The organism is Pseudomonas sp. 05N432 (assembly GCF_056396945.1).
This window is the reverse complement of the sequence record NZ_JBFTMM010000016.1, coordinates 55,699-72,417: the sequence shown is the minus strand read 5'-3', so window position 1 is coordinate 72,417 and position 16,719 is coordinate 55,699. Positions and strand designations below refer to the sequence as shown.

General features: G+C 58.5%; 15 protein-coding genes. 5 read left to right on the top strand and 10 right to left on the bottom strand.

Translation table 11 applies throughout. The features are described 5' to 3' along the window. Window positions 1-89: 89 nt before the first annotated feature. The 6 genes from cysG to ftsK form a co-directional block, all read right to left on the bottom strand. Window positions 90-1,484, bottom strand: coding sequence for a siroheme synthase CysG (cysG, locus tag AC1DHT_RS18285; RefSeq protein ID WP_427537156.1), 1,395 nt, complete (start codon window positions 1,482-1,484; stop codon window positions 90-92). After that, the gene (gene serS / locus AC1DHT_RS18280) at window positions 1,485-2,765 is read right to left on the bottom strand and encodes a serine--tRNA ligase (RefSeq protein ID WP_427537158.1); all 1,281 of its coding nucleotides are present in this window, start codon (window positions 2,763-2,765) and stop codon (window positions 1,485-1,487) included. Window positions 2,766-2,781: 16 nt separating this feature from the next. After that, complete coding sequence (crcB, locus tag AC1DHT_RS18275) at window positions 2,782-3,156, bottom strand: fluoride efflux transporter CrcB (protein WP_019689843.1); 375 nt, start codon at window positions 3,154-3,156, stop codon at window positions 2,782-2,784. Then, window positions 3,153-4,478, bottom strand: coding sequence for a replication-associated recombination protein A (locus AC1DHT_RS18270; RefSeq protein WP_020723510.1), 1,326 nt, complete (start codon window positions 4,476-4,478; stop codon window positions 3,153-3,155). Before AC1DHT_RS18270 ends, crcB begins: the two co-directional genes overlap by 4 nt. Window positions 4,479-4,624: 146 nt before the next feature. Beyond that, window positions 4,625-5,248, bottom strand: a complete 624-nt coding sequence (lolA, locus tag AC1DHT_RS18265; RefSeq protein ID WP_427537160.1) for an outer membrane lipoprotein periplasmic chaperone LolA — start codon at window positions 5,246-5,248, stop codon at window positions 4,625-4,627. Window positions 5,249-5,306: 58 nt separating this feature from the next. After that, window positions 5,307-7,712, bottom strand: coding sequence for a DNA translocase FtsK (ftsK, locus tag AC1DHT_RS18260; protein ID WP_427537162.1), 2,406 nt, complete (start codon window positions 7,710-7,712; stop codon window positions 5,307-5,309). A 327-nt stretch (window positions 7,713-8,039) separates the two neighbouring features. Between ftsK and trxB the strand changes: the two genes are divergently transcribed. From trxB to infA, 4 genes are all read left to right on the top strand, one after another. Beyond that, the gene (gene trxB, locus AC1DHT_RS18255) at window positions 8,040-8,990 is read left to right on the top strand and encodes a thioredoxin-disulfide reductase (protein WP_427537166.1); all 951 of its coding nucleotides are present in this window, start codon (window positions 8,040-8,042) and stop codon (window positions 8,988-8,990) included. A gap of 63 nt (window positions 8,991-9,053) precedes the next feature. Further along, window positions 9,054-9,734 (top strand): leucyl/phenylalanyl-tRNA--protein transferase, encoded by a 681-nt coding sequence (gene aat / locus AC1DHT_RS18250; protein ID WP_427537168.1) that lies wholly within the window; start codon window positions 9,054-9,056, stop codon window positions 9,732-9,734. Window positions 9,735-9,792: 58 nt separating this feature from the next. After that, complete coding sequence (locus AC1DHT_RS18245) at window positions 9,793-10,500, top strand: arginyltransferase (RefSeq protein ID WP_427537175.1); 708 nt, start codon at window positions 9,793-9,795, stop codon at window positions 10,498-10,500. Window positions 10,501-10,611: 111 nt separating this feature from the next. Then, a complete protein-coding gene (gene infA / locus AC1DHT_RS18240) occupies window positions 10,612-10,830 on the top strand; it encodes a translation initiation factor IF-1 (protein ID WP_002553999.1) in 219 nt (72 codons plus the stop codon). 520 nt (window positions 10,831-11,350) lie between these two features. On the opposite strand, the gene AC1DHT_RS18235 is transcribed toward infA, so the two are convergent. The 3 genes from AC1DHT_RS18235 to clpS form a co-directional block, all read right to left on the bottom strand. Beyond that, the gene (locus tag AC1DHT_RS18235) at window positions 11,351-11,617 is read right to left on the bottom strand and encodes a hypothetical protein (RefSeq protein WP_442114572.1); all 267 of its coding nucleotides are present in this window, start codon (window positions 11,615-11,617) and stop codon (window positions 11,351-11,353) included. Between the two features lie 499 nt (window positions 11,618-12,116). Then, entirely contained in the window at window positions 12,117-14,387 is a 2,271-nt protein-coding gene (gene clpA / locus AC1DHT_RS18230; RefSeq protein ID WP_427537189.1) for an ATP-dependent Clp protease ATP-binding subunit ClpA, read from the bottom strand. A 29-nt stretch (window positions 14,388-14,416) separates the two neighbouring features. Then, on the bottom strand, window positions 14,417-14,779 hold the full coding sequence (gene clpS / locus AC1DHT_RS18225) for an ATP-dependent Clp protease adapter ClpS (RefSeq protein ID WP_015094394.1): 363 nt from the start codon (window positions 14,777-14,779) through the stop codon (window positions 14,417-14,419). Window positions 14,780-15,002: 223 nt separating this feature from the next. On the opposite strand from clpS, the gene cspD reads away from it, so the two are divergent. After that, entirely contained in the window at window positions 15,003-15,266 is a 264-nt protein-coding gene (gene cspD, locus AC1DHT_RS18220) for a cold shock domain-containing protein CspD (protein ID WP_427537192.1), read from the top strand. A gap of 81 nt (window positions 15,267-15,347) precedes the next feature. Here cspD and icd read toward each other — a convergent pair whose 3' ends face one another. Continuing rightward, a complete protein-coding gene (gene icd / locus AC1DHT_RS18215; protein ID WP_054597846.1) occupies window positions 15,348-16,604 on the bottom strand; it encodes an NADP-dependent isocitrate dehydrogenase in 1,257 nt (418 codons plus the stop codon). Between the last annotated feature and the right edge of the window lie 115 nt (window positions 16,605-16,719).

The following is a 16,719-nucleotide window of genomic DNA, read 5'->3' as shown; positions in this document are numbered from 1 at the left end:
CGCGAGCAGGCTCGCTCCCACAGGAGATTTGTGAACGACACAAATTAAATGTGGGAGCGAGCCTGCTCGCGATGAGGGCGACGCGGTGTTCAGACTTGCGACTGGGCGCCTTCAAACCACGCGAGTTTCTCGCGAAGTTGCACCACCTCTCCCACGATCACCAGTGTCGGCGCATGCACTTCATGCTCCGCCACCAGCTGTGGAAGGTTGGCCAGCGTGCCGGTGAAAACCCGCTGATTAGGCGTCGTGCCCTGCTGGATCAACGCTGCCGGCGTGTCCGCTGAACGACCATGCCTGATCAATTCTTCACAGATGATCGGCAGCCCCACCAGCCCCATGTAAAACACCAGGGTTTGCGCGGGCGCGACCAGATCGCCCCACGGCAGATCCGAGGTGCCATCCTTAAGGTGACCGGTGATAAAGCGCACCGACTGCGCGTAATCACGGTGGGTCAGTGGAATCCCGGCGTAGGCCGCGCAACCGCTGGCGGCGGTAATACCCGGCACGACCTGGAACGGAATGCCGTGGGCCGCCAGTTCTTCGATCTCTTCGCCACCACGGCCAAAGATGAACGGATCACCGCCCTTCAGCCGCACCACACGCTTGCCCTGCTTGGCCAGGTCGACCAATTGCTGGTTGATCTGGTCCTGAGGCACCGCGTGATCGGCACGTCGTTTACCGACATAGATCCGCTCGGCATCACGACGGCACAGCTCGAGAATCGCCGGTGCCACCAGACGGTCATACAGCACCACATCGGCTTGCTGCATCAGCCGCAAGGCGCGGAATGTCAGTAGATCCGGATCACCCGGCCCGGCGCCGACCAGATACACCTCACCTGGAGCGTTGGGGGACTCGCCGTTGATTTTCGCCAGCAGCAAACGCTCGGCTTCAGCGCCCTGCCCGGCCAGTTGACGATCCGCGATCGGCCCCTGGAACACCTCTTCCCAGAATGCCCGACGCTGCTGCACATCCGGGAACAGACCTTTGACCTGATTGCGAAAACGCGCCGCCAACCCGGCCAGTTGGCCATAGGTCGAAGGAATCCAGGTTTCCAGTTTGGCGCGGATCAACCGCGCCAGCACCGGCGCATCGCCGCCGCTGGACACCGCAATCACCAACGGCGAACGGTCGACGATCGCCGGGAAGATCACGCTGCACAGGGCCGGCGCGTCCACCACGTTGACCGGCACGCAGCGCCGATGAGCGTCTTTGGAAACTTGCGCATTCAGCGGTTCGTCGTCGGTAGCGGCAATGATCAGCCCGCAACCGTCGAGGTCCGACTCACGATAGCCGCGCAACACCAACTCGCCGCCACTGTTCTGCACCAGCTCACGCAGCTGGGCTTCGATCTCAGGTGCAACGACCCGCAGCAACGCGCCGGCGTCGGCCAGCAGACGGGATTTGCGCAAGGCAATCTCCCCTCCACCGACGACCAACACACGACTGCCGCGCAGGTTGTGAAACAGCGGCAGAAATTCCATTTAGCCGATGACCTCAAGGCCGCCCATGTACGGCTTGAGCACGGCTGGCACGCGGATCGAACCGTCGGCCTGCTGATAGTTCTCCAGCACCGCCACCAGGGTACGACCGACCGCCAGGCCGGAACCGTTCAGGGTGTGGACCAGCTCAGGCTTGCCGGTTTCCGGGTTACGGAAACGTGCTTGCATGCGCCGGGCCTGGAAATCGCCGCAGTTGGAGCACGACGAAATTTCACGGTATTTGCCCTGGCTCGGGACCCACACTTCCAGATCGTAGGTCTTGACCGCGCTGAAGCCCATGTCGCCGGTGCACAGCGCCAGAGTACGATATGGCAGTTCCAGCAATTGCAGGACTTTCTCGGCGTTGGCGGTCAGGCTTTCCAGCGCTTCCATCGAAGTCGACGGCTCAACGATCTGGACCATTTCGACTTTGTCGAACTGGTGCTGACGAATCATCCCGCGGGTGTCACGGCCCGATGCACCGGCTTCGCTGCGGAAGCACGGGGTGTGAGCGACGAATTTGATCGGCAGCAGTTTGGCGTCGATGATTTCGCCAGCCACGATGTTGGTCAGCGACACTTCAGCCGTCGGGATCAGGTACAGATCGGCTTCGCCTTCGCGGCTGATCTTGAACAGGTCTTCCTCGAACTTCGGCAGTTGACCGGTGCCCTGCAAGGCCGGCGCCTGAACCAGATAAGGCGTGTAGGCCTCTTCATAGCCATGCTCGGTGGTGTGCAGGTTGATCATGAACTGCGCCAGTGCGCGGTGCAGGCGGGCAATCGGCCCACGCAGCAGGGAGAAACGGGCACCGGAAAGTTTGGCTGCGGTTTCAAAGTCCAGCCAGCCGAACTTCTCGCCCAGCGCGACGTGATCCTTGACCTCGAAGTCGAAGGTGGTCGGCGTGCCCCAACGGCGCACTTCGACGTTGCCGTCTTCGTCGTCACCAATCGGCACCGACTCGTGCGGCAGGTTCGGAATATTCAGCAGGATCGAGTCCAGCTCGGTCTGGATCTCGTCCAGTTCGACTTTGCCGATACCGAGCTCGTTCGCCATGCGCTCGACGTCGGCCATCAACGGCGCGATGTCTTCGCCGCGCTGCTTGGCCTGACCGATGGATTTGGAGCGCGCGTTACGTTCAGCCTGCAGTGCTTCGGTGCGGGTCTGGACGGTCTTGCGCTGTTCTTCCAGCGCTTCGATGCGCGCAACATCCAGGCTGAAGCCACGGGATGCCAGGCGGTCCGCTACGTCCTGAAGGTTGCTACGTAACAGTTTGGAATCGAGCATGTCGGTCTCTCGTTTATCAAAGTTTGGTCAGGGACAGGCCAGCCCAGGTCGCGAGCAGCCCGCCGAATACGCTGATCGCCGCATAGCCCAGGGCCAGCGGCACTTGCCCGCTTTCGAGCAAGCGCACCGTATCCAGTGAAAAGGATGAAAAAGTCGTCAGGCCGCCAAGGAAGCCCACCATCAACCCGGCACGCACCTCAATCGGCACTTCCGGGCGCAACATAAACAGGCCGTACAAAAAGCCGATCAACAGGCAGCCAATGATATTAACGGTCAGCGTAGCGGTATAGAAGTGCCGCGGCCAATTCGCGTTGATCCAATTGCCGGTAGCGAAACGTAATAAGGTGCCGGCAATACCGCCGACGGAGACCGCAACGATCAAGGGAATCAAGGTTTTCTCCGCTGTTTGGGGCTCAGACGGTCCAGCTGCGCAAGGTGGTTGAGCTTCTCGCCGATCTTCAATTCGAGGCCACGTGGTACCGGACGATAGAACGACTGCGGCTCCAGTTCCTCCGGGAAATAATCTTCGCCGGCCGCGTAAGCGTCCGGTTCGTCGTGGGCATAACGGTATTCGTCGCCGTAACCGAGTTGTTTCATCAACTTGGTCGGGGCATTGCGCAAATGCAGCGGGACTTCCAGCGAGCCATGCTCGGCAGCGCTACGCATGGCAGCTTTGAAGCCCATATAAACCGCGTTGCTTTTCGGCGCACAGGCCAGATAGGTAATCGCCTGCGCGACCGCCAACTCGCCTTCGGGGCTGCCCAGTCGCTCCTGCACATCCCACGCCGCCAGGCACAGGCTCAAGGCACGCGGGTCGGCATTGCCGATGTCTTCGCTGGCCATGCGCACCACGCGCCGGGCCAGGTACAACGGATCGCAGCCACCGTCGAGCATCCGTGCGAACCAGTACAGCGCGCCGTCCGGGTTGGAGCCGCGCACCGATTTGTGCAGCGCAGAGATCTGGTCGTAAAACGCTTCGCCGCCTTTGTCGAAACGTCGCCGGGTGTCGCCAAGCAGGCTTTGCAGCAGCTCGACGCCGATTTCCGTGCCGTCTTCGGCCAGGTCGGAGGCGTTTTCCAGCAAGTTCAGCAAACGCCGGCCGTCACCGTCAGCGGCGCTGAGCAGCATCTTGAAGCCATCATCGCCGAGGCTCAGCTGACGCTTGCCCAGGCCGCGCTCTTCGGTCAACGCCCGCTGCACCAGTTTGTGCAGCGCGGTTTCGTCGAGGCTCTTGAGCACGTAGACGCGCGCACGGGACAGCAGTGCGTTGTTCAGTTCAAAGGATGGGTTTTCGGTGGTCGCGCCAATGAAAATCAGCGTGCCGTCCTCGACGTACGGCAGAAAGGCATCTTGCTGCGACTTGTTGAAGCGATGCACTTCGTCGACGAACAGAATGGTTCGACGGCCATATTGCCCGGCCTGCTGCTTGGCGACTTCCACCGCCTGGCGAATCTCCTTGACCCCGGCCAGCACCGCCGAGACCGTTTCGAAGTGCGCATCCGAGACTTCCGCGAGCAGCCGCGCCAGAGTGGTTTTACCCACGCCCGGCGGCCCCCAGAAAATCATCGAGTGCAAGGCACCCTGCTCCAGCGCCTCGCGCAACGGCTTGCCGCGGGCCAACAGGTGTTCCTGACCGACATACTCGTCCAGATTGGCCGCACGTAAACGGGCAGCCAAGGGCTGAGCTATCGGGGCACTGCGAAACAGGTCCATCACTACTTATGAAACCTCTACTGGGTCCTCAACCGCCACAATCCTTGTGGGAGCAAGCCTGCTCGCGAATGCGGTGTGTCAGACAACATTGATGGTGACTGACACTCCCTCTTCGCGAGCAAGCCCGCTCCCACAGGTTCTGCGTCTTACTCCTGGATCACATCGGCACCCTTGGGGATGTCGAACTTGAACTTGGAGGCCGGAATCGGCTCGTTGGCCTTGACTCCGGTGAACAGGATATTGGTGCGCTGGCCGACGCTGTCGATCATCTGCATGTCATTGACCATGCCGTTGCGGAACGACAGGCGCAGGCTGTCGAACAGCGTGTCCTTGGTCTTGGGCTTGAGCGTGAAGTCGATCACGCCGCCAGCTTCCTTGGAGGTGATGGCGAAGCTCTGGCTGATTTTCGACACGTCACCGGACAGCAACAGGGCTGGAGTCTGGGTCAGGCGCTGATCGAGCTTCTTGATGGTGACTTGTTGCAGATCAGGGTCCCACAGGGAAACCTTCTTGCCATCCGACACCATCAGCTGTTCTTGCGGTGCATCGGTGTGCCAGTAGAACAGGCCCGGACGCTGCAACGACATCTCGCCAGAGGTTTCCTGCAACTGAGTACCGCTGCCATCGAGGGTCAGCTGAGAGAAACGTGCGGTCAGGGTCTGCGACTTTTCGAGCAGTTGAGTCAGACGCGCCACATCCTTGTCATCGGCGTGGGCCGAGAGTGTGGTTAAAGCCAGTACCGGCAGCAGCAACATGCGGATAAGACGCATGGGAGTCCTCTTTGATATTCGTTTGAATGGCATGCCGCGTGATCTCACGCGGCACCGGTCAGTCGCGCATAGGGCCTGGTGCAAGCACTTCGCGCGAGCCGTTGGTATTCATGGAGGTCACGACCCCGGCCATTTCCATGGCTTCGATCATGCGCGCAGCGCGGTTGTAGCCGATCTTCAGTTTGCGCTGAACCGCAGAGATCGAGGCGCGGCGGCTTTCCAGCACGAACTGCACCGCTTCGTCATAGAGCGCGTCGGTTTCAGCATCATCGTCGCCACCGCCACTGCCGCCTTCAAAACCACTGCCCGCCTCTTCGACACCGTTGAGGATGTCATCGTTGTACTCCGGTGCACCGCGCAGTTTCCAGGCTTCAACCACCCGGTGAACTTCATCGTCGGAAACGAACGCGCCGTGAACCCGAATCGGCAGACTGGTGCCCGGCGGCATATAGAGCATGTCACCGTGACCCAGCAACTGCTCGGCGCCACCCTGGTCGATGATGGTTCGCGAGTCGATCTTGCTCGATACCTGGAACGCCATACGGGTCGGAATGTTGGCCTTGATCAGACCGGTGATCACATCCACCGACGGACGCTGGGTCGCAAGGATCAAGTGAATACCGGCCGCACGGGCTTTCTGGGCGATCCGCGCAATCAGCTCTTCAACCTTCTTGCCGACGATCATCATCATGTCGGCAAATTCGTCGACCACCACCACGATGGTTGGCAGCTTGGTCAGCAGCGGCGCTTCGTCGTGGATGCTTTCGCGGTTGTACAATGGATCTGTCAGCGGTGTACCGGCTTCCTGCGCCTCTCTGACCTTCTGGTTGAAGCCCGACAGGTTACGCACGCCCATCTTCGCCATCAGCTTGTAGCGGCGCTCCATCTCGGCCACGCTCCAGCGCAACGCGTTGGCGGCGTCCTTCATGTCGGTGACCACCGGGCACAGCAGGTGCGGAATGCCTTCGTAGATCGACAGTTCAAGCATTTTCGGGTCGATCATGATCAGTTTGGCGTCTTCCGGGCCCGACTTGAACAGGATCGACAGGATCATCGCGTTCACGCCTACCGACTTACCGGAACCGGTGGTACCGGCTACCAGCAGGTGAGGCATTTTTGCCAGGTCGGTGATGACCGGCTTACCGCCGATGTCATGGCCCAGGGCCAGGGTGACCGGGGACTTGGCGTCATCGTATTCCGGCGTCGATAGCACTTCGGAGAAGCGCACAATCTGCCGGTCTTCGTTGGGAATCTCGATCCCGACCGTGGTCTTGCCGGGAATCACTTCCACCACCCGCACACTGGTCACTGCCAGCGAACGCGCAAGGTCTTTGGCCAAGTTGGAGATACGGCTGACTTTTACCCCAGCCGCCGGTTGAATTTCGTAACGGGTAATCACCGGGCCAGGGTGAATCGAATCCACCGAGACTTCGACGCCGAATTCCTTGAGCTTGATTTCCAGCAGATGGCCAACCGCAGCCAGCGACTCAGGCGAATAGTTGAGTTGTTTCTTTTCAGCCGGGTCGAGAATCGAGATCGGCGGCAAGGTACCTTCCACTGCACTGTCTACGAACAGCGGCGCCTGTTTCTCTTTTTCGACGCGTTTGCTTGGAGGCGGCGCTTTCGGCGGTGCTGGAGCAATCACCGGCGGAACCTGCTTCTCGCGCTCGGACATGTGCTTGCTCAGGGCCTGTTCACGCTCGATCAGGCGTTCCTTGACCTTGGCTTGCTCGCGCTTGTCGGTCACGGTCGGTGCCACGACCTCGTGTACCCGATCGTCGACTTCACGCAATTGTGCAACCAGTTGCTTGCGCTCGGTGCGCGCAGCCCACCAGCGATTGGCGGCCCCCTGGAACAGCTCGAACAGGTCGAGGGTGATCTTGCCAGTGACGTCCATCACCTTGAACCACGAGAGGTCGGTGAACACGGTCAGGCCGAACAGAAAAAGTGCGATGAACATCAGGGTGCTGCCCTGGATATTCAGCGCGTTCTTCGCCAGGTCGCCCAGGCTTTCACCCAATGCACCGCCGGCGCCGGCCGGCAAACCGGTCGGGGCGTGGAAATGGATATGCGCCAGGGCCGCGCCCGACAGCACCAGAAACACCAAACCGATCAGGCGCCAGGAAAACAGCCAGCCGCTCCACTGCCACGGTTCGTGGCGTTGACGGAAGATCTGGTAGGTCTTGACCGCCAGCAACAGCGGGAAGATATAGGCGAAGTAACCCAGCACCATGAACAGAATATCGGCGCTGTAAGAGCCGGCCGGCCCACCGAAATTCTGTACATCATCGATTTTGCTGTTATGACTCCAGCCCGGATCGTCCTTGCCATAGGTCAGCAAGGCCATCATCAGGAACAGGCACAAGGCACCGATGGCGATCAGTGCACCTTCCTTGAGCCGGTAGTGCAGATGCTGACGCCAAAGTGGAACTACTGTTTTAGGTGCTGCGGTGGATTTCTTCAAAACGCGTCTTTTCCTGCGCCTGTAGCGCGTCCAACTGTTGATTGACTACAAAAACTGCCCACTCCGGGCAGGTAACAAAGTTAACGGGCGCAACAGAGACTACTTTTAACACTCTGACATCGAAATCTGAAACCGGTAGGCGCTGACGAAGACTGTCCTGTTTCATCCCAAGCCTTGGAACATCCCGATACAGACCGGCATTGTACGGGTTTGCCCTCACGATGCCACGCCAGAGCAGCTAAGGTGTAGCATAGCCAAAAGTACGTTGCGCGCGCTTCAATTTGAGCATGCATTCTCTTTTGTGACAAAGGCTTATGAGGTGTTTTTATGAGCGAAGCTAAGCATTCACGCCTGATCATTCTGGGTTCCGGCCCTGCCGGGTACAGCGCCGCCGTTTATGCCGCTCGCGCCAACCTCAAGCCGACCGTCATCACGGGCCTGCAAGCCGGCGGTCAATTGACCACCACCATTGAAGTCGACAACTGGCCAGGCGACGTTGAAGGCCTGACCGGCCCGGTGCTGATGGAGCGCATGCAAAAACATGCCGAGCGTTTCGACACCGAGATCGTCTACGACCACATTCACACCGCAGAGTTGCAGCAGCGGCCGTTTCGGCTTACCGGCGACAGCGGCACCTACACCTGCGATGCACTGATTATCGCGACTGGTGCTTCGGCACAATACCTGGGGCTGCCTTCTGAAGAAACCTTCGCCGGCAAAGGCGTTTCTGCCTGTGCCACCTGCGATGGGTTTTTCTACCGTAATCAGGTGGTCGCGGTGATTGGCGGTGGCAACACGGCCGTTGAAGAAGCGCTGTACCTGGCCAACATTGCCAAGGAAGTGCACCTGATCCATCGTCGCGACAAATTGCGCTCAGAGAAGATTCTTCAGGACAAACTGTTCGAACGTGCCAAAAATGGCAACATTCGCCTGCACTGGAACCAGAACCTCGAAGAGGTATTGGGCGATGCCAGCGGCGTAACCGGTGCACGCCTGCGCAACAGCCTGACTGGCGAGATGAAAGACCTGGAGCTGACCGGTGTATTCATCGCCATTGGCCACAAACCCAATACCGACCTGTTCCAGGGTCAGCTGGAGATGCATAACGGCTACCTGCGAGTCCGCGGCGGCAGCGAAGGCAATGCCACCGCCACCGAGATCGAAGGGGTGTTTGCCGCCGGCGATGTGGCCGACCACGTCTACCGTCAGGCGGTAACTTCCGCCGGTGCCGGCTGCATGGCGGCACTGGACGCTGAAAAATACCTCGATGACAACTGATATACATTCATTGCGGTGGGCCCCAGCCCATCGCCGCCCTCCCCTTCTGCAAGCCTGGATACCATGCTGACCTGGTTACAACGCGATTCCCTGAAATTCCCGCCGCTGGAAAAAGCCATGCGCGACCCCAACGGCCTGCTTGCCGCTGGCGGCGACCTGAGCGCCGATCGGCTGATCCAGGCTTACCGCCACGGTTGTTTCCCGTGGTTTTCGGAGGGCCAACCGATCCTCTGGTGGTCGCCGGACCCACGCACCGTATTGTTTCCCGACGAACTGCATATTTCTCGCAGCCTCGGCAAGCTGTTGCGCCAAAAGCGTTACGACGTGACGTTCGATCAAGACTTCCCGGCCGTCATACGCGCCTGCGCAGCTCCGCGGGAGTACGCCGATGGCACCTGGATCACCGAAGCGATGCAAACCGCCTACATGGAGCTTCACGCTCGCGGATACGCCCACTCGGTCGAAGTCTGGGACCAAGGGGTATTGGTGGGCGGACTCTATGGCCTGGCCATGGGTCAGCTGTTTTTTGGTGAATCGATGTTCAGCCGCGCCGACAACGCTTCCAAGGTCGGCTTCGCCACGCTGGTCAATTACCTCAAGGACGCCGGTTTCGTATTGATCGACTGCCAGATGCCAACCGGTCATCTGCATAGCCTGGGTGCCCGGGCGATCCCGCGCCGAGAGTTTGCAGGCTATCTCCAGCAACACCTTGATCAACCCAGCCGCGCCCCATGGGTTTGCTGAGCGACTTTTGCGCTCGTGGCTTACACTTAATTGAACAGCTATTCCCGAGGGTTGATTCATGACCGAGTTGGCGCGCCTCAAGTTCTATGCCACTCAGCCCCACTCTTGCAGCTATCTGCCCGATGAACAGGCCACCACGCTGTTCCTCGACCCTAGCCAGCCCATGGATGTGCATGTCTATGCAGACCTGTCGGAAATGGGTTTTCGTCGCAGTGGCGATCACCTGTACCGGCCGCATTGCCAGAATTGCAATGCGTGCGTGCCTGCGCGCATTCCGGTTGCGCAGTTTTCGCCTAACCGTCAGCAGAAACGTATTTTCAAACGCAATGCCGACCTGCAGGTTCGCCCGGCCAAACCGGGTTTCAGCGAAGAGTATTTCGATCTTTACCAACGCTATATCGAACAACGCCACGCCGATGGCGACATGTACCCGCCCAGCCGCGATCAGTTTTCGACCTTTCTGGTCCGCGACCTGCCGTTTTCGCGTTTCTATGAGTTCCGCCTCGAGGACCGCCTGCTGGCGATCGCCGTGACGGATCTGCTGCCCAACGGCTTGTCGGCGGTCTACACCTTCTATGAGCCCGAAGAAGATCGCCGCAGCCTGGGCCGTTACGCGATTCTCTGGCAGATCAACGAAGCCCGGCGCCTGGGACTGGACGCGGTCTACCTCGGATACTGGATCAAAAACTGCAAGAAAATGAACTACAAGACCCAATATCGCCCCATAGAGCTGCTGATTAATCAGCGCTGGGTGGTACTGAACTAGGTTCAGCCCTAAAGCCCTTGGCTTAAACCCCACTTTTCGGGCACAATGCACGCCGCTTTTGCCTGGCGCAGTTGCACCGGGCCATTCATTGGATACCGAGGGCTTTACTGCATGTCGAAAGAAGACAGCTTCGAAATGGAAGGCACTGTCGTCGACACCCTGCCCAACACCATGTTTCGTGTGGAGTTGGAAAATGGGCACGTCGTAACCGCGCATATCTCCGGCAAGATGCGCAAGAACTACATTCGTATTCTTACCGGTGACAAAGTGCGCGTCGAGCTGACGCCCTATGATTTGAGCAAAGGGCGGATCACTTACCGCGCTCGTTAATCAAGTCAATACAAAACGCCCGGTTCTGCCGGGCGTTTTTGTTTGTCTGGGGTTTGATAGCTTCTTTTTGTTTTGGGTGTATATCCGTTGCTGCGGTAACGGCGGCTTATGGTTTCGCTCTTACAGCGACTCACTTTTCCAGACGCCGGGGTGCCGGCCCAGCGAAAAGTAAGCAAAAGGCTTCGCCCCGGCGTACGGCACCTCGCCAAGGCTCGGTGTTCCCTCGCTACGGTGCCCATCAGGGGGCATCGCCTACGGTCTGCTTCGCGACGACCTCCTCTCGATGTGTTCGACTTCGTCGAACGGCGCTGCGCGCCTACCCCCTGATGGACACCTACGCTCGGCCTGCCGATGGGGCGAAAGATCAAAAGCAGATCAGGATCAAAAGCCAAAGCGTTTTGTAGGCCCAATGTAATTCGAGTACATCCACCAGAAACCGATCAACAGTCAGGCCGCCATCACAGGCAAGCCAGTTCCCACAGTTTTTATTGGTGTACATCCGCAAGAGATTGGTCGGCTGTCAGGCCGCCATCGCGAGCAGGCTCGCTCCCACAATGGATTGGCGTGCATCTGCAAGAGATTGGTCGGCTGTCAGGCCGCCATCGCAGGCAAGCCAGCTCCCACAGTTTTTATTGGTGTACATCCGCAAGAGATAGGCCGGCTGCCAGGTCGCCATCGCGAGCAGGCTCGCTCCCACAATGGATTGGCGTGCATCTGCAAGAGATTGGTCGGCTGTCAGGCCGCCATCGCAGGCAAGCCAGCTCCCACACTTTTGAATGGCGTACATCTGTGAGAGATTGGTCGGCTGTCAGGTCGTCATCGCGGGCAAGCCCGGTTCCCACAAAAAAGGCAAAAAGGCAAAGCAACGCATACCCCCCACCACTCAACAGGCCGAGCGTTAGCTCGCCTGCCGCTGTTGATCTTGATCCACCCGCCCCTTCGGGAGGCCGAGTGGAGGTGTTCATCAGGAGGTTGGCGCGCAGCGCCGTACGGCGTAGCCGGACACATCGAGAGGAGGTCGTCGCGAAGCAGACCGTAGGCGATGCCTCCTGATGAATACCGTAACGAGGGAACGCCGAGCCTAAGCGAGGTGCCGTACGCTCGGGGCGAGACCTTTTGGTTCCTTTTGGGGCGTTTGCCAAAAGGGACTCGCCGTAAGGGCGAAACCGCCAGCAGCCGTTACCGCAGCAATGGATATACACCCAAAACCCAACCCCAACCCCAACCCACAGACAGCAAAAAGGCGCCACCAGGCGCCTTCTGCTTTAAAACAACAGCAACAACCGTCAGGCCATTTCTGCTGTGGTCTCGAACTCAAAGGTCAACTCGCCATCCTTGATGTCGATGTGCACCACACCGCCATGCTCAGCCAGTTCGCCAAAGAGAATCTCCTCCGCCAGCGGACGCTTGATCTTGTCCTGGATCAAGCGCGCCATTGGTCGCGCACCCATGGTCGCATCGTAACCACCGGCCGCCAGCCAACTGCGTGCAGCGTCGGTGACCTCGAGCAGTACACGCTTGTCTTCCAGCTGCGCCTGCAGTTCGGTAAGGAACTTGTCCACCACGCTTTTGATGACCTCATGACTGAGGCGACCAAACTGGATAATGGTGTCCAGACGGTTACGGAATTCCGGCGTAAAGCTCTTCTTGATCACTTCCATTGCGTCGGACGAGTGATCCTGATACGCGAAGCCGATAGACGCCCGAGCTGCGGTTTCGGCACCGGCGTTGGTCGTCATGATGACGATCACGTTACGGAAATCCGCCTTGCGCCCGTTGTTATCGGTGAGCGTACCGTGGTCCATGACCTGCAACAGCAGGTTGAAGACTTCCGGATGCGCCTTCTCGATTTCATCGAGCAACAGCACGCAGTGAGGCTGCTTGGTGATCGCTTCAGTCAGCAGGCCGCCCTGATCGAACCCGACGTAGCCTGGAGGCGCACCGATCAAGCGCGAAACGGTGTGACGCTCCATGTACTCGGACATATCGAAGCGAACCAGCTCGATCCCCAACGCCTTGGCCAGTTGCCGGGCCGCTTCGGTCTTACCGACCCCGGTAGGGCCGGCAAACAGGAACGAACCGACTGGCTTGTCAGGCGACTTCAGACCCGCACGGGACAGCTTGATCGCAGTCGACAACGAGTCGATCGCCGCATCCTGGCCAAACACCGTCAACTTCAGATCACGCTCAAGGTTACGCAGCAGCTCTTTGTCGGAGCTGGTGACGTGTTTTGGCGGAATCCGCGCGATCTTCGCCACGATGTCCTCGACCTGAGGCACTTCGATGCGTTTCACACGCTTCTCGATTGGCTGCAGACGCTGATAGGCGCCCGCCTCGTCGATGACGTCGATGGCCTTGTCCGGCATGTGCCGGTCATTGATGTAGCGCGATGCCAGCTCGGCAGCGGCGCGCAGGGCTTCATCACTGTATTCGATATTGTGATGGAGTTCGAAACGCCCCTTGAGACCGCGCAGGATACCGATGGTGTCTTCGACCGAAGGCTCCGACACATCGACCTTCTGGAAGCGCCGTGCCAGCGCACGGTCTTTTTCGAAGATCCCACGGAATTCCTGGAACGTGGTCGAGCCGATGCAACGGATATCACCCGACGACAGCAGCGGCTTGAGCAGGTTCGAAGCATCCATGACACCGCCAGAGGCAGCACCCGCACCAATAATGGTGTGGATCTCGTCGATGAACAGGATCGCCTGCGGACGTTTTTTCAGCTCATTGAGCAGCGCCTTGAAGCGCTTCTCGAAATCGCCACGGTACTTGGTCCCAGCCAGCAACGCGCCCAGATCGAGCGAATAAACCACGCTGTTGGCCAACAGATCAGGCACCTGATTGTCGACGATGCGCTTGGCCAGACCTTCGGCAATTGCGGTTTTACCCACGCCTGCCTCGCCGACCAGCAACGGATTGTTTTTGCGCCGCCGCGCCAGAATCTGCGCGACACGCTCAACTTCCATTTCACGCCCGACCAATGGGTCGATACGACCCTGGCGCGCCAGTTCGTTGAGGTTGCTGGCATATGCATCCAGAGGATTGCCTGAAGAAGAAGACTCACCGCCCTCGTCGTCCTGCATATCTTGCTCACCTTCAGAGTGTTCGCCATGCCCTGGCACTTTCGAGATGCCATGAGCGATGTAATTGACGACATCAATGCGTGCAACGCTCTGCTGTTTCAGCAGGAACACCGCCTGACTCTCTTGCTCACTGAAGATTGCAACCAGCACGTTGGCGCCGGTTACTTCGCGTTTGCCCGAGCTCTGTACATGAAAAACAGCACGTTGCAGTACACGCTGGAAGCCCAGGGTTGGCTGGGTTTCGCGATCCTCGTCATGAAGGGGGATCAAAGGCGTGGTGGAGTCGATGAACTCCTGCAGGTCATGCTTGAGTTTGTCGAGGTTTGCACCGCACGCACGCAAAACGGTGGCGGCTGCCTCATTATCCAATAGAGCCAACAGGAGGTGTTCGACGGTCATGAACTCATGACGTTTCGAACGCGCCTCCTTGAAGGCGAGATTGAGGGTGACTTCGAGCTCGCGGTTTAACATAGCTTCACCTCATACCCAAGTGGTCGGCGTTAACCGTCCTTCTCGATTTCACAGAGTAGCGGATGCTGGCTTTCCCTGGCGTACTGGTTGACCTGCATGGCCTTGGTCTCGGCGATGTCGCGGGTAAACACTCCACATACTGCCCGTCCTTCTGTGTGAACGGCCAGCATGACCTTGGTCGCCAGCTCGCGATTCAGGTTAAAAAACACCTCGAGCACTTCGACGACGAAATCCATCGGTGTGTAGTCATCATTGAACAAAACCACCTTGTACATCGGCGGCGCCTGTAACGCAGGCTTAGCCTCCTGTACAGCAATGCCTGCTGAATCGTCGTCGTGTAAATCAGGGCGATCCTGATTGAATGTTAGTCGAATCTGGCTGATAGCATGCATGGAAAGAAAGGTTCGTTAGTTGAGCTGAATACAGTGGTGGGGGCGGCCCCAGAGCTTTTCAACCCCGACTGCTTGGTCACCTTGACTATCGGCAAATCAGTGTTACAACCAATAGAGCCCACGGTGGGTAAAAAAGGTCCGCACGGCCAACCCCATTTCAGGGTTGATGCGGATTAACTGGATGATACTCCAGTGATGGAGTCTGTTGCAGAGGGATATGAGCATGGCTAGCGGTAAGGTCAAGTGGTTCAACAATGCCAAGGGATATGGCTTCATCAACGAGGACGGCAAGGACGAAGATCTCTTTGCCCACTACTCGGCCATTAAAATGGACGGCTACAAGACCTTGAAAGCAGGCCAACCCGTGAATTTCGAGATCATCCAGGGCCCCAAAGGCCTGCATGCGATCAACATCGACTCAGCTACAGTAAAGGCCAATGCGCCCGCGCCTGCGACGACCGTCCAGCACGAGCGCGTGTTGAGCTGATACCACCAAACTCAGAGACATAAAAAAACCGGCCGACTCATCATTTGAGTCGGCCGGTTTTTTTATTTAATGCAAATCAGCTTACATGTGCGAGATCAGCGCATCGCCGAACGCGGAAGAAGACAGCAGTTTGGCGCCCTCCATCAGACGTTCGAAGTCATAGGTCACGGTCTTGGCCGAGATTGCGCCGTTGGTGCCCTTGATGATCAGGTCGGCCGCTTCGGTCCAGCCCATGTGACGCAGCATCATTTCAGCAGACAGAATCAGCGAACCCGGGTTTACCTGATCCTTGCCGGCGTACTTCGGTGCAGTGCCGTGGGTGGCTTCGAACATCGCCACGGTGTCGGACAGGTTGGCACCTGGCGCAATACCGATACCACCCACCTCAGCCGCCAGGGCGTCGGACAGGTAGTCGCCGTTCAGGTTCAGGGTCGCGATAACATCGTATTCAGCCGGGCGCAGCAGGATCTGCTGGAGCATGGCGTCGGCGATGGCATCCTTGACGATGACGTTCTTGCCGGTTTTCGGGTTCTTGAACTGCATCCACGGGCCGCCGTCGAGCAGGGTTGCGCCAAATTCTTCAGCGGCCACTTCGTAGGCCCATTCCTTGAAGGCACCTTCGGTGAACTTCATGATGTTGCCTTTGTGGACGATGGTCAGCGAATCGCGATCATTGTCGACAACGTATTGCAGGGCCTTGCGTGCCAGACGCTTGGTGCCTTCCAGGGAAACCGGTTTGATGCCGATACCGCAGTTCTGGTCGAAACGGATCTTGGTAACGCCCATTTCTTCTTTAAGGAACTTGATGACCTTGGTCGCCTCCGGCGAACCGGCCTTCCATTCGATACCGGCGTAGATGTCTTCCGAGTTCTCGCGGAAGATCGTCATGTCGACGTCGCCAGGCTTCTTGACCGGGCTCGGCACGCCTTCGAACCAGCGCACCGGGCGCAGGCACACATAAAGGTCGAGTTGCTGACGCAGAGCAACGTTGAGGGAACGGATACCGCCACCGACCGGCGTGGTCAGCGGGCCCTTGATGGAAACCACGTAATCTTTGACTGCGTCCAGAGTTTCCTGAGGCAGCCAGGTGTCCTGATCGTAAACCTGAGTCGCTTTTTCCCCGGCGTAGACTTCCATCCAGGAAATTTTGCGCTCGCCGCCGTAAGCCTTCTTAACAGCAGCATCGACAACCTTGATCATGACCGGGCTGATATCAACGCCGATACCATCACCTTCAATGAAAGGGATGATCGGGTTGTTAGGAACATTGAGAGAATGGTCTGCATTGACGGTGATTTTGTCGCCGACTGCTGGAACCTGAATCTTCTTGTATCCCATGCTGAACTCCATTGTTTGGATTGAACATCTGGCTTCGTCCGAGCGTACCCCAGTTAAATCGGCACGCAAACCCTATGTTCCATCCATCTGCCGCAAAGCTGCACAGTTCGCGACG